The following is a 12,476-nucleotide window of genomic DNA, read 5'->3' on the forward strand; positions in this document are numbered from 1 at the left end:
ATCCCACTCTGCATTCGTTAAATCCCCACGGCCCATACCACCAGCCTGACGCCAACACCCCACCTACGTCAGGAGATCCGAGAAACAGTGCCTAGTACAGGGCGGTTTCCATGGGGCCGAAGCCGTCGGCCAGTACCCACAGGAAGTCGGACAGGTTCCCGGCCACCGCCCCCGTCTCGCCCTCCGAGCCCATGAAGACCACGGGCTGCGCGGCCAGGGGCCGCCCCGGGCGCACGCACCAGATGGCGGCCATGCCGCCGGTACCGTCCTGACCGAAGAGCCGGTACGCGCCGCCGTCGAGCTCGTGGTTGCCGGTCCACTGGCGCAGCCAGTCGGTGGTCTCCTGAGCGGAGTCGAAGGAGCCGTACGGCTCGAAGTCGACGCCCCCGGCCTCGTCGCCGTAGCCGAACTCCCCCCCGGGCCACATCAGCGAGGGCGGGCGGAAAGTGGCGGTCGTCGCCGGTCGTCTCGATCACCTGCGCAGGCTAACCACGGCCACTGACATCACCAGGCCGACTTCAACCTGATCCCAGCGAGACCCCACGGCATTGGACAGGGTCACTCTCAACCGATTCGCCGTACGCTGGGGATATGACGACGCGGGATGAGCTGCACAGCCTGGTCGACCTGATCGAGCCGGAGGAACTGGCCGCAGTCGCGGCCATACTGCGCTCGTACGCCCGTGAGAACTCCGGCCAAGAGCCGCCGTACCCCCGATCCGTAGGAATCCTGTCCGGAGCCCCGGCAGATCTTGCCTCCCGCGCGGACGATTACCTCTCCGAGGGCTTCGGCCGCTGACACAATCGGTCCTGTGATCGTCGTAGACACGGGCCCACTGGTGGCCCTCGCCAGTCCCTCCGACGCCGAGCACACGCGTTGCCGGACCTGGCTGGACGCCTTGCCGACACGGCGCAACCTTCTGGTACCGGCGACGGTCATCGCCGAAGCTTGCTATCTGATCGAACGCTACGGCGGCCCACGTGCCGAGGCCGTCTTCCTCGAAGACCTTGCCGTGGGTGCCTACGGGACGATGACCGGACTCATGCCCGAGGATATCGAGCGCATGGCTGACCTCGTCCGCCAGTACGCCAGCCTGCCACTGGGCGGAACCGATGCGTCAGTCGTAGCCGTTGCCGAACGGGTCAAGACGATGAAGATCGCCACTCTCGACCGCCGCCACTTCACCGTCGTGAGACCGGCTCACACCGCCGTATTCCAGCTCTACCCATAACCACGGACCAGGGGAGAGCGGGCGGCGGGCCTGGGCGCGGAGGGGCGGACCCTCGTCCGCCTCGATCCGCTACGGCGAGCGGCCTGTGAGCGCCGATGCCGAGTGGGTTCCACGCGTGCGGCGAAGCCCTCGGACCGAAGCGCTGGCCCCCGACGGCGCCGGGCGCGGCCGTCCGCTCGCCGGCCAGGCCCCGGGCAGCGCAGCCAGGAGTGACGCTGGCCGTCCAAGAGCGTTAAGCGTGCTGTGTCCAAGTCTGTCACCGTCCCCGCGCCTTCGCTGCCGTACCTGCTGACGACGCAGCAAGGCCGCGCAGCACGCATTCTCCTGTCGTATGTGGCCGCGCTGCCCCTACCCTTTCCCGACGCCCAGCTGCTCGCGGTGGTCGTGACCATCCGGGCCGCCCGACGCGGCACCGGCAACATCGCGGGCATGGACCTGCGGTCGCTGAAGCTGACCGACCCGTCCCAGGTAGCTGATGCGCTGCGCGGTCTGGGGTGGCAGATTCCCGACCTGCTGCTCGACGGAGACCCGGACACCCCTGCCCCGGTGACGGTGCCGGCCCTGGCCGCCGAGACGGACCACCCCCTGCCCTTCGGCAAGCGGACGCGCTCGCGGGTATCGGGCTGGACGACGCGCACGCTGACCTCCAAGCCGGTCAAGAAGACCACCCCAGCCGCGCGGCTCGCCGCCCTGTTCCTGGCCGCCCACAGCTCCTCCAAGCTCCACGGGACGCTACCCGACGACCTCCCCGAAGCCTGCCGCGCCGCTCTCCCAGACCTGCTGAACAAGAACTTCCTTGCCGACCTCTCCGGCAACCACTACCGCCTCGCCCCGGGAGTGCAGCACCTCGCCGGCATGCTCCCCCACCCCGCTGACCCGGAAGAGCCCGCCGCAGCGCGACCGCCGCGGCGCGTCGCTGAGCCGCCCCAGATCAGCCAGGCCGAGTGGGAGCAGTGGAAGATCAAGGCCAGCCCGGCCCTGAAGCGGCACGCCGAGGCCGTCGAGAACTGCTTCGTGTGCGCGCTGCCCTTCGAGCAGGTGGCCGATGCCTTCACCGCCACACACGGCCCCATCCCGGCACCGCGATACATGCGCGAGGCCTACGGTGCCTGGAAGGAGGAGCACCCCGACCGCGGCCCGCTGGCCGCGCGGTACACCACCGTGTTCCGCGCGGAGCACGGCCATGGCCCCTCCTACAGCCAGCTATGCACCGGCCTGGGCTGGGACCTGCCACGGAACCTGCGCACCTTCGTCGTAGGCCGGCTCCTTGTGAACGAATGGCTGACCGATACCGCCCCCGTGCCGTGGAGCCGCAGTTCACACATCAGCCGGCGGACGAGCTCCGGGCCGGCGGCGTGGCCCCAGCGGCGCAGCTGGGCGTGGATGGGCCGGTATCCATAGGTGCTGCCGGACATCTTGAGCGTTGTCAGCTCCTCGCGCCGCCGGGCTGTAGCCGGATCCGGTCGGCTTCGCAAGTTGTAGGAGCCAGATCTTGGACGGTGAGGCGACGGTAGCCAAAGAACCAAGCGATCGCCCGTTCGATCGTCCAGCGGTGCCGACCGAGGCGTTCGCTCGCGGCGGCGCCCGCGGCCGTATCTTCCTGGCGGCATTGGCCTGTTACAAGGACGGCGAACACACCCGACTAATCTACCGGACCCGATTCCGCCACCGGCGCAAAGCGAGCGCAACAGCTTCTGCTGGCAGGACTACCGCAACCTGCTGGTGCGGGCCCGCGTCCAGCTCGGCGCCCCCGTTGTGATCATCTGGGAATCGGAGCGTCCACCGGACAGCGGCCCTCCGAGAGTACAGAGCGGCCAGCGACTGGCTCACGATCATCCAACGCCCAGCTATGCGCCCGGATCTGTACCCCGTCGAAGGAATCTGTCGCTCCTGCGACGCTCAGCAATGGCCAACGTCGCCTCCACCGACTCCTCATCCATGCCGTCAGAACAGGGCTCCGAGTCGTCCAGCAGCAACAACACCTTACAGGCAGCTGCCTCACCGAGACCGGACCCGACCCACCGGAAAGGTCAGTAAGAAGGGGGTTGCGGACTCCTGGCGGAAATCGTGCAGGGCGTGAAAGCGCGGCCAGACCAGAGTGAAGCGCTCGATCCGATCGCCCGCAAGGTCGGTACCACGTTCGTTTCCTCCCGGCTACGCTGTCACAACAGAAGAGGGCGCCGCCCGGAACCCGAACGGCGGCCTCTCATCCCACGCACCTGCACCGCTATAGACAACTCGCCCCGCTTCGCTGCTGCGGGGCGCCGTCTCACTTCGTTGCCTTCGCGTAAGCCTCGCGGATGTCCGTCGGCACGCGGCCGCGGTCGTTCACGCTAAAGCCATTAGCCTTGGCCCATGCCCGAATCGTCGTGGAGTCCTCGACACTCCGAGAGCGTCCAGTGCGGCTCACCGGCTTCGGGGCCTTTCCGAACTTGCGCCCCACCTTCGTGAAAGGCGCCAAAGCTTCAAGGAGGCTGTCGTAGCTGTCGGGGCCGAGGTCGATTTCGTAGCTGATGCCGTCAAGCGAGAACACATGAGTAGCGGCCTCGGCGGACTCTTCGCCTGTGAGGTCGTCTATGTAGGTGGTTACGATTTTCTGTGCCATGAGTGGAGTATAAGGCAATTCAACAGGCTGCGTTCACCGTTAGGCGATGAACCGTTGAAGGATTCACAAATGCCCGAAGGGTGCGCACAACCTTCCGGACAGGCTCTTGAATAAGATGTCGGATTTAGGAGAAGCGTGCCATCCGAGGCACCGCGCCTGTGCCAATGTCGATCAAGGCTGTCATCGGAACTGCCTCCGGTTACTGACCTTGAAGGCGGGTTGTCGTAGGGGCTGACGATCGGTGGTCGGCGCGGTATGCCGGGTGTATGAGGTATCCGCAGGGTGGGGGTCTGACCGCGGAGAGGCAGGTATTCCGTGAGCGGATCCGGATGGAAGCAGCGGTGATGTTCGCCGCCGGGCAGGGCAGTACGGACATCGCGAAGGAGTTACGGGTCAGCGTCCGGTCGGTCCAGCGGTGGCGGCAGGCCTGGAAAGCGTCCGGCCCAAGCGGGGTTCGATCCGGCGGTCCGGCGTCCAGGCCCAAGCTGAGCGACGCACTGTTCGCCGTGCTCGAGGAGGAAAGCCGTCCGCGCGCTGGCCGTACGGCACAACTGATACGTGGTGGGGAGAGACGTGAGCGAGAACCTTCAGGAGGCCGCCCAGGCCCGTACGGGGTCCGTGGTCGAGCTGGCCCAGGAGCTGATCCGTCGGCCGAGCCGGGGCGGGATCGACGATTACGAGCCCGTCCTTACCGTGCTGGAGGACTGGCTCGCCGCCCGCACCGTGCCGCACCGGCGCCTGCACGACGAGGCGGGCGAACTGGTGGGGTTGCTGGTGGAGATCCCCGGCGGCCGGCCGGGGACGTGGTGGACGCTGGACGCGTGCGTGGACACCGCCCCGTACGGCGACGAGACCGCCTGGTCCTTCCCACCGGCCTCCGGCGACATCGTGGACGGCTGGCTGCGCGGCCGTGGCTCGGCTGACTCCAAGCTCGCCGCGGCGGTGTTCTGCCACATCGCCGCCGACCTGCTGCCCCGCGCCGCTGATCTGCACGGCGGGCTTGCCGTGCTCCTGGACGTGGACGAGCACACGGGCGGCTTCGGCGGTGCCCGCGCCTACCTCGCCGATGAGGCCGCGGCCCGCCCGGCCGGGGTGATGATCGGCTACCCCGGGCTGGGCGACGTCGTGGTCGGCGGCCGGGGCCTGTGGCGGGCCACCATCGCCGTGCACGCCCTCTCCGGGCGCTCCGGGTCCAGCAAGACCGTGGTCGGCGCGATCACCCGGGCCGCCCACCTTGTACGCCTCCTCGACGCGGCCGAACTGCCTGGCGTAAACGGGGCTTCGGCCTTCCCGCTGCCGCCGAAGCTGTCGGTGACCTCCTTCCACGGCGGCCAGGGCTTCTCGGTCACCCCCGACCGGTGCGACCTGAACGTCGACGTGCGCACGACCCCCGGCTTCGACGCCCACGACGCCGAGACCCTCATCCGCAAGGCCGTCGCCGAACTCGACGCGGAGCTGCCCACCCCGTGCCCGACCGAGGTCACCACGGTCGCCTCGTGGCCGCCCTTCCGGCTCCGCGAGGACGAGCAGCCCGCCGCCGCCTTGCTGGGCGCCGCCGCATGGGCGGGGCTTGCGGTGAGGGCGAAGACCGCGGGCCCGTCGAACATCGGCAACCTGCTCGCCGGGGAGGGCATCCCGGCCACCGCCGGCTTCGGGGTGCCGTATGAGGGGCTGCACGGCATCGACGAACGTGCCCACCTCGCCGAACTCCCCGCGGTGTACGCCGTCTACCACCAGACCGTCCTTGACCTTCTCCAGGCGGGCTGACCTCCCAAGCGCGTCCCAGTTTTCTCCCAGATCCACTCCCAGCAAGTACCCATCTCCGTCTCTGGGAAGGGACCTTCGAACGCGGTGACATGGAGACAGCACCAAGCACCACCTCCACATCCACCGATGACAAGGGAGCCGGTCATGGCCGAGCAGACCACCGTCACCACCAAGCCCGCCGTCCAGGACAAGCCCGCCGCGGCACCGAGCACCGGCGGCTTCGCGCCGCAGATCAGCACCCACCCGGTGGCCGCCCTCACCCTGGGCCGCCAGACGTTCAACGACTCGGACAAGGACAACTACTTCGAGGGCTGAGAAGCCCGAAGGACCTGAACCGAGCATCCCGGGGGCCGGCCGTCGTACGGCCGGCCCCCGGGCGCGTCACAGGACTGATCAAGGGGAGGCGTGCAGATGGAACGGGAGTGGATCAGCGGCGGCACCGCCGCCGTGAACGGGACGGAAGTCGAAGGGCTCGGCGACGTCCGCCGGGCCGCGGGTGCGCGGGTGCGGACGGTCTCCGAGGGGTCGGTCGCCCTCGCCGTCGTGGGCGACCTCCTGCTCACCGAGCAGGAGCTGATGGACGCCCTTCCGGCCGTGCGGGCGGGCCGGTGGGTCGAACTCACGCGGTGGCTGGGCTCGTACTGGGTGGTTGCCGACAACGGGCGGCAGCGGTTCGTGTGCGGGGACCTGGCCGGCTTGCGGGCCGTCTACCACACGCTGCGCGGCAAGGAGACGGCGTGGGCGAGCGAGGCCAGCCTCCTGGGGCGCCCGCTGGTGCCGGATCTGCCGCATCTGGCGGCCCGGCTGACCGTGGGCGAGCACCACTGGCCCCACCGCAGCCTGTACGAACAGATCCGCCTGGTGCCCGGCGGGTTCGGGCTGCTACTCGCGCCCGGGGCACCGCCGCAGCTCATCGACATCACCGGCGTGAAGCCCGTGGATGAGCTCCGGGAAGGCGCCGACCGGTTCGGGCAGGTGCTCACCGACGCCGTCCAGTACCGCGTCCGCGCAGCCGATGGCGTGGTGGGGGCGGACCTGTCCGGCGGGCTGGACTCCTCGGCGGCTGTCGTCCTTGCGGCCGACGCCGGGCCGGTGCACGCGGTCACCTACACCGACGGCTACACCAGCGGCGAGGACATGGCGTACGCCGCCCGCATCGCCGAGCACACCGGTGCCCGGCACTCGGTGGCCACCGGAGGCGACGAGCAGCTGCCGTTCGGCTTCCCCGCCGGGCAGCCGACCGGAGCAGAGCCGGTGCTGGCGGCGGCCATGTTCGCGATGGACGCCTGCTACCTGGACCCAGTGCGCGCCCTGCCGCTGCACCTGACCGGACACGGCGGGGACATCGTGCTGGACTCCTCCAGCTCCTGCTGGGTCCGCCTCCTCCAAGACGGCCGGCGGCGCGAGGCCCACCGCCAGGTTGTGGCGTTCGCCCGGCTCCGCAACACCGCACCCGGCCCGTACTGGAAGGCCCTGAAAGATGCCGCCGCCCTCGGCCGCGCGGGCACCCTCGAACGTGCCGCCGAGGCCCTGGAGCGCGGGCCCGCCACGCCCCAGGCCGCCCAGGCCGGCTGGTCGTGGTGCCGTCTTGGAGCAGGGGCGTCCTGGCTCACCGGCTATGGCCGCCACCAGGTTGCCGCCCTGCTGCGGCAGGCCGCCCGCGACCAGCAGCCTTCGAGTGCCGACGAGTTCGACCAGTGGGCCGCGCTCCGGTCGGTGGGCGCCTGTGCCCGCGGCTGGATCCCGTACGGGCACGCCCTCGGCATCCGGCCGGTGTATCCGTACCTGGACAACCAGGTCGTCCGCGCCGCGTTCGCCGTCCCGGCCCTGGCCCGGCGGGGGCTGGTGGCCTACAAGCCGCTGCTACGCGAGTCGCTGCCGCACTTGCCCGACTGGCTGACTTCCCGCCGCTCGAAGGGCTCGTTCACCGCCCAGCGGATCGCTGGACTCGCCCGTCACCAGGGCCGGCTCGACGAGATGGTCGCCTCCAGCCCGCTCGCGGAGGGCGGGCTCGTCGACCCTGGGGCCGTACGGTCCGCGCTCGCGCAGGCGGCCCGGGGGCAGAGCGTCACGGTGATTGCCGATCTGCATCAGCTGACCGGCCAGGCCAGCGAGCTGGAGGCGGCATGCTGACCCCTGCACCACACATCCATCACGCCGCCTCCCAGCACGGCACGGCGGTTCTCGACGTCCGGCGCGGAGCGTGGCTGATGCTCGATACGGACGCCTCCCGCATCTGGCACGCCATCACCGTCCGCGGCGGCACACCTGGGCTCGCCGACGAGATCGCCATCCCCGCCAGCCAGGACCCGCAGCAGGTCAGTGGCCAGATCGCCGCGTTCGTCGACGAGCTGGTGGCCGTCGGCGTCCTGGTCGACACCGACCGCCCCAGGCGTGTCCGAAGGAGGTGGTGGCGCCGATGACGGTCATGGTCCCCGCCACCCGGCCCACTGCCCCGGCGCGTGACCGGATAGTGGCCGCCGTCGCGCTTGCCCTCTCCCTGGCCACGAGCCAGTGCCCGCTGCGCTGGCAGATCGCCGCCGTGCGGCTGCTGCGCGGGCTGCCGTACGTGCGCCTCGCCCGCCTCGAAGCCCTCTACACGGCCGTACAGGCGGTGATTCCCTCCTGGTGGCCGGGCCGGATCGCGTGCATGGAGGTCAGTCTCGCCACCGTCATCGCCGTTGCCCTCACCGGCCGCCAGGCCCGTTGGGCGCTCGGCGCCCGCTTCCTGCCCGACGCCGCACATGCCTGGGCCGAGGTACCCGAAGGCGCGGTCGGACGCGACATCGGCGACGCCGTCGACCGGCCCTGGATGCCAGTGATGACCGTGCCGTAGACAGCACCGGGCTGCCGTGATCCGGGGCCGGCCCGAGCTTCCCCGCCCCGGATCACGACCTCACTCGAACGAGTGAAAACCAGGTGGTGCGGCTGACAGGCAGGCGGGGCGGCCAGGGCCGATGCGCAGTGTGCGGAACAATCCCGTTGCCTGCCCGCCTGGTCCGGCTTCCTCATGGGGTGCGTGAGTTCTTCCGTACCCTCTTCGCCCGACGCCGCGGCGGGCCAGCCGCCGGTCATGCGCCTGGCCTCCGACCGGCACTTCGAGGCGAGTGTCAGCCTGTCCACCACCGCGATAGCGCGTCGTCTGCCGGCCACCCTTGCCCAGGCGGCCCGTCTCGGCTGGCGCACCGATCGCCGCGCGGTGGTGGCCCTGCTCGCCTGCCAGCTCGGCGCCGCCGCGCTCACCGCGACCGCGCTGGCGGCCACCACACGCGTGCTGTCCGCCATGTTCACCGGAGACGACATCGCCGCCGGGCTGCGCGGCAACCTGACCGCGCTGGTGGTGCTCGGCCTCGCGGCATCCGGCCGCTACCTGCTGGATGCCGCCGCCCGTGCGTCCGCTGCCCGGCTCGCACCGAAGGCCGTACGCGAAGCAGACCTTGAGGTCATCACCGCCGCCACCGCCGCCGAGCTGGCCGCATACGAGGACCCGGACTTCGAGGACGCTCATGCCGCCGCCACCGACGGCGCGGAGAAGACCGGCGACCTCATTCTCGACGCCCAGCTGCTGACCTCCGCCGCCGCCCAGCTCGCTGCCGCGGCGACCATGGTCACCGTGCTGCACCCGGTGATGCTGTCCCTGCTGATCGCCTCGGTCGTCCCATGTGCCTGGGGGGCGGTGCTCGGGGCCCGGATCGAGCACGCGGCCCACCACCGCAACCTGGCCGACTCCCGCCTGCGGAACGTGTTCCGCTCGTACACCACGGAGCGGAACACCGCCGATGAGGTCCGCGCGGGCACCATGGCTGCGTTCCTCATCCGCCAGTACCGCATCGTCTCCGGCCGCCTGGAGGCCGAGCAGCTGCGGGCGACGAGGCAGGCCCTGGTGGTGCAGGGCATCGGCGACGCGCTCACCGCCGTCGGCACCGCCGCGACCTGGGGCGTGCTCGTCCTGCTCGTGGCCACCGGCCGCATGGAGTTGGCCGCGGCGGGAACCGCCGCCCTGGCCGACCTCCGGTGCCGCACTCGCGACAACGGTCCGGGCAGGGGCCCGGCTGTTTCGCACCTCCCTGTCGCTGGACGACTGGACTCGCTTCCTGACCGTGGCCAAGCCGTGGACGACTCGACGCGGTTCGGCCCCGGTCGCCGAGGACGGACCGCAGGTGATCACCGCCACGGGCGTCTCCTTCACCTACCCCGGCGCAGACATCCCCGCGCTCGACGGCATCAACCTGGACCTCAAACGCGGCGAGGTCATCGCGCTGGTCGGCGAGAACGGCGCCGGCAAGAGCACCCTCGCCCGGGTACTGACCGGCCTGTTCCTCCCCACGACGGGCTCGGTGCGGTGGGACGGGGTGGACCTGGCGGACGCCGACCCGGCCGGGGTGCTGTCAAAGGTGGCGCTTGTGCCGCAGGACTACACGCGCTGGCCGCTGGCCGCCCGCGAGAACATCACCCTCGGCCAGCCCCGCCCCGAAGGCGACACAGCCGTGCATGCCGCCGCCGAGGCGGCGGGCGCCGACAGCGTCATCACCGCATTGCCACGCGGGCTGGACACCTCACTGGCCCGCTCCTGGTGGGGCGGACACGACCTGTCCGGCGGGCAGTGGCAGCGCATCGCGGTCGCCCGCGCCTTTCACCGCGACGCCCCTGTACTGGTGATGGACGAGCCGACCGCCGCCCTCGACGCCCGCGCCGAGCACCGCATTTACACCCGACTCAAAGCCCTCGCCGCCGGGCGAGCGACCGTATTCATCACCCATCGTCTGGCCAACACCCGCCTCGCCGACCGGATCGTTGTGCTCGACCAGGGCCGCGTCTCCGAAACGGGTACGTACGACGAGTTGATCAGTCAGGCAGGGGGCTTTTCCGAGATGCTGAAGTTGCAGGAAGACAGGGACTGACCGGGGCACTCGCTGGTACACCAGGCGTTGAGCAAACCCAGGTACTGGAAACGGCTGCTGTGACGCTGAACCGGGGTACGTCCGGTCACCTACTGAGGTTTTCGGGTTGTCATCGGGTAGTGACGGTTGATGATCCCTGCGGTATGCCGGTGAGGTGAGGTATCCGGAGGGTGGGGGCCTGACCGCTGAGCGTCGGGCGTTTCGTGAGGGGATCCGGCTTCAGGCCGGCGAACGGTTCGCGGCGGGTGAGAGGACCGCGGTGATCGCGAGAGAGCTGCGGGTGAGTGTCCGGTCGGTGGAGCGGTGGCGTCGTGCCTGGCGCGAGGGCGGCAAGGAGGGCTTGCGCTCTTCGGGGCCGGCGAACTCCCCGACCGTCACCGATGAACAGTTCGCTGTGCTCGAGGAGGAACTCGGCAAGGGCCCGTCGGCGCACGGCTTCGAGGACGGACGCTGGACCCTGGCCCGGGTCCAGACGCTGATCCGGCGGCATCTTCGGGTGAGCCTGTCGGTGGCGACGGTATGGCGGCTGCTGAAACGGCACGGCTGGTCCTGGCAGGCACCCGCCCGCAGAGCCCTCGAGCGTGACGAGCACGCGGTCGAGCTGTGGAAGAAGGAGGTGTGGCCCCGGGTAAAAGACTCGCGGCGGCGTCCGGTGCCTGGATCGTCTTCGAGGACGAGGCTGGCTTCTCGATGACGCCGCCCCGCGCCCGCACCTGGGGCCGGCGCGGACACACCCCTGTCATCCGCGTCCGTGGCAGGTCTCGCCGCCGCACCTCCGTCGCCGCTCTGTGCTGCTACAAACCCGGCGAGCCGAGCCGGCTCATCCACCGTCCCCGCAACCATCTCCTCCTCAAGGGCGCCCGCAAGAGCTTCTCCTGGAAGGACTACCGAGACCTGCTCGTGCGGGCGCACATTCAGCTCGGCGGCCCCATCGTGGCGGTCTGGGACAACCTCAACACCCACCTGGCCGCAGGGCTGAAACGGTACGAGGCCGAGCACGACTGGCTCACCACCGTCCACCTCCCGGCATTCGCACCCGACCTGAACCCCGTCGAAGCCGTCTGGTCACTCGTCCGCAGAGCGACGGCCAACACCGCCTTCGGCACACCCGACGACCTCGACCGCACACTCCGCCACGAGCTACGCAGAATCCCACTCCGACCCCACCTGATCGACGGCTGCCTCACTGCCACAGGCCTGACCATCAACCCACCGACCCCACTCCGAAAAACTCAGTAGCTGGTCCAGCAGCATCAGCACGCCCTGAACGAGCAGACGAGGCACGATGAAGGCCAGGTTGACGACCGTTTCGACGGGGGACGGCTGCTGGATCGGTGTGAAGTAGTAACGTCAGGTGGTCAATGATCGCAACGCCATCGCCACGGCCGCGGCGTGACGGGTGTCGCCGTTGCCGTAGTGTCCGAGCTCGTGACCGAGCAGGGCGACGCTCTGGTGTGGGGTGAGTACTTCCCACAACGGCAGTCCCAATGTAGCAAGCGGCGCCCGCGCCCGCCGTAGGACATGACGCTCGCGTTGACTTCCTTGCCGACGGCGATAGCGTCCACCGCCGCCAGTACCGACCACTTGGGCAACCTCGTCGACCAGCGCGTACAGCTCCGGAGCGTCAGCGCGCTGCAGCAGCTTAGGGAATCGCGGCCTGAGAGCTGCTGCCACCACCAAGAGGAACAGGCCCAGCAGCATCATGACGCCAGCCCAGCCCCATGCGACATAGAAGATGCCGCCCGCGATCAGTACCACAGTGGCGCCGTGCACCGCGAGGGCAATCGCGTAAGCGAGGACCGCCGCGGCGTCCCGCCGTGCATGCAGGACCCTTCCATGCCGTACCTCGGCCAGCAGCTTCTCACCGTGCCACCGGGCTAGGGACTGTTTCTCGGATCATGTTCGGAGCCAGATAGCGAGGGCTGCGAATGTGACGGTGCCGAGGTAGATGTAGGCGCGTTTCTCGTAGCGG

The 12,476-nt window shown here is 69.9% G+C and carries 13 protein-coding genes and 3 pseudogenes; 11 read left to right on the top strand and 5 right to left on the bottom strand.

Going from position 1 to position 12,476, the window contains the following annotated elements:
* Positions 1-94 precede the first annotated feature (94 nt).
* Positions 95-476 (bottom strand): annotated as a pseudogene (locus ACZ53N_RS34300) (SMI1/KNR4 family protein); the annotation flags it as partial.
* A gap of 115 nt (positions 477-591) precedes the next feature.
* Here ACZ53N_RS34300 and ACZ53N_RS34305 point away from each other — a divergent pair.
* From ACZ53N_RS34305 to ACZ53N_RS34315, 3 genes are all read left to right on the top strand, one after another.
* The gene (locus tag ACZ53N_RS34305; protein ID WP_469144703.1) at positions 592-798 is read left to right on the top strand and encodes a hypothetical protein; all 207 of its coding nucleotides are present in this window, start codon (positions 592-594) and stop codon (positions 796-798) included.
* 13 nt (positions 799-811) lie between these two features.
* On the top strand, positions 812-1,231 hold the full coding sequence (locus ACZ53N_RS34310) for a type II toxin-antitoxin system VapC family toxin (RefSeq protein WP_469144704.1): 420 nt from the start codon (positions 812-814) through the stop codon (positions 1,229-1,231).
* Positions 1,232-1,474: 243 nt separating this feature from the next.
* Entirely contained in the window at positions 1,475-2,632 is a 1,158-nt protein-coding gene (locus ACZ53N_RS34315; RefSeq protein ID WP_469144705.1) for a hypothetical protein, read from the top strand.
* Here the strand turns inward: ACZ53N_RS34315 and ACZ53N_RS34320 are convergent.
* Positions 2,584-2,841, bottom strand: a pseudogene (locus ACZ53N_RS34320) (hypothetical protein); the annotation flags it as partial. The gene ACZ53N_RS34315 and the pseudogene ACZ53N_RS34320 overlap by 49 nt on opposite strands.
* Positions 2,842-3,500: 659 nt before the next feature.
* A complete protein-coding gene (locus ACZ53N_RS34325) occupies positions 3,501-3,836 on the bottom strand; it encodes a histone-like nucleoid-structuring protein Lsr2 (RefSeq protein WP_469144706.1) in 336 nt (111 codons plus the stop codon).
* Positions 3,837-4,102: 266 nt separating this feature from the next.
* Between ACZ53N_RS34325 and ACZ53N_RS34330 the strand changes: the two are divergent.
* The 6 genes and pseudogenes from ACZ53N_RS34330 to ACZ53N_RS34355 form a co-directional block, all read left to right on the top strand.
* Positions 4,103-4,357 (top strand): annotated as a pseudogene (locus ACZ53N_RS34330) (helix-turn-helix domain-containing protein); the annotation flags it as partial.
* Positions 4,358-4,409: 52 nt separating this feature from the next.
* Complete coding sequence (locus tag ACZ53N_RS34335; protein ID WP_469144707.1) at positions 4,410-5,603, top strand: M20 family metallopeptidase; 1,194 nt, start codon at positions 4,410-4,412, stop codon at positions 5,601-5,603.
* 144 nt (positions 5,604-5,747) lie between these two features.
* A complete protein-coding gene (locus ACZ53N_RS34340) occupies positions 5,748-5,918 on the top strand; it encodes a hypothetical protein (protein WP_361934079.1) in 171 nt (56 codons plus the stop codon).
* A 96-nt stretch (positions 5,919-6,014) separates the two neighbouring features.
* Complete coding sequence (locus ACZ53N_RS34345; protein WP_469144713.1) at positions 6,015-7,736, top strand: asparagine synthase-related protein; 1,722 nt, start codon at positions 6,015-6,017, stop codon at positions 7,734-7,736.
* Positions 7,730-8,026, top strand: coding sequence for a PqqD family peptide modification chaperone (locus tag ACZ53N_RS34350; RefSeq protein WP_366687425.1), 297 nt, complete (start codon positions 7,730-7,732; stop codon positions 8,024-8,026). The genes ACZ53N_RS34345 and ACZ53N_RS34350 overlap by 7 nt, the downstream gene beginning before the upstream one ends.
* Positions 8,023-8,439 carry a lasso peptide biosynthesis protein gene (locus ACZ53N_RS34355; protein WP_469144708.1) on the top strand — a complete coding sequence of 139 codons (417 nt, stop codon included), beginning with the start codon at positions 8,023-8,025 and terminating at the stop codon, positions 8,437-8,439. The genes ACZ53N_RS34350 and ACZ53N_RS34355 overlap by 4 nt, the downstream gene beginning before the upstream one ends.
* Positions 8,440-8,499: 60 nt before the next feature.
* Here ACZ53N_RS34355 and ACZ53N_RS34360 read toward each other — a convergent pair whose 3' ends face one another.
* Positions 8,500-9,777 (bottom strand): hypothetical protein, encoded by a 1,278-nt coding sequence (locus ACZ53N_RS34360; protein ID WP_469144709.1) that lies wholly within the window; start codon positions 9,775-9,777, stop codon positions 8,500-8,502.
* Between ACZ53N_RS34360 and ACZ53N_RS34365 the strand changes: the two genes are divergently transcribed.
* Positions 9,764-10,504 carry an ATP-binding cassette domain-containing protein gene (locus ACZ53N_RS34365; protein ID WP_469144710.1) on the top strand — a complete coding sequence of 247 codons (741 nt, stop codon included), beginning with the start codon at positions 9,764-9,766 and terminating at the stop codon, positions 10,502-10,504. The two genes, ACZ53N_RS34360 and ACZ53N_RS34365, sit on opposite strands and share 14 nt — an antisense overlap.
* 154 nt (positions 10,505-10,658) lie before the next feature.
* Positions 10,659-11,743 (top strand): IS630 family transposase gene (locus tag ACZ53N_RS34370; RefSeq protein WP_469144711.1). Its coding sequence is split into 2 segments (ribosomal slippage): positions 10,659-11,105 and positions 11,108-11,743, totalling 1,083 coding nucleotides; the frame shifts between segments, so codons are not numbered across the junction.
* 111 nt (positions 11,744-11,854) lie between these two features.
* Here ACZ53N_RS34370 and ACZ53N_RS34375 read toward each other — a convergent pair.
* Entirely contained in the window at positions 11,855-12,262 is a 408-nt protein-coding gene (locus ACZ53N_RS34375) for a M48 family metallopeptidase (RefSeq protein WP_469144712.1), read from the bottom strand.
* Between the last annotated feature and the right edge of the window lie 214 nt (positions 12,263-12,476).

It is taken from the genome of Streptomyces sp. NPDC033229 (assembly GCF_055576875.1).

Excerpts from the sequence above, each read along its gene's own strand:
- ACZ53N_RS34305 (WP_469144703.1), top strand. The coding sequence starts at position 592 with ATGACGACGCGGGATGAGCTGCACAGCCTGGTCGACCTGATCGAGCCG.
- ACZ53N_RS34325 (WP_469144706.1), bottom strand. The coding sequence starts at position 3,836 with ATGGCACAGAAAATCGTAACCACCTACATAGACGACCTCACAGGCGAA.
- ACZ53N_RS34340 (WP_361934079.1), top strand. The coding sequence starts at position 5,748 with ATGGCCGAGCAGACCACCGTCACCACCAAGCCCGCCGTCCAGGACAAG.
- ACZ53N_RS34345 (WP_469144713.1), top strand. The coding sequence starts at position 6,015 with ATGGAACGGGAGTGGATCAGCGGCGGCACCGCCGCCGTGAACGGGACG.
- ACZ53N_RS34350 (WP_366687425.1), top strand. The coding sequence starts at position 7,730 with ATGCTGACCCCTGCACCACACATCCATCACGCCGCCTCCCAGCACGGC.
- ACZ53N_RS34355 (WP_469144708.1), top strand. The coding sequence starts at position 8,023 with ATGACGGTCATGGTCCCCGCCACCCGGCCCACTGCCCCGGCGCGTGAC.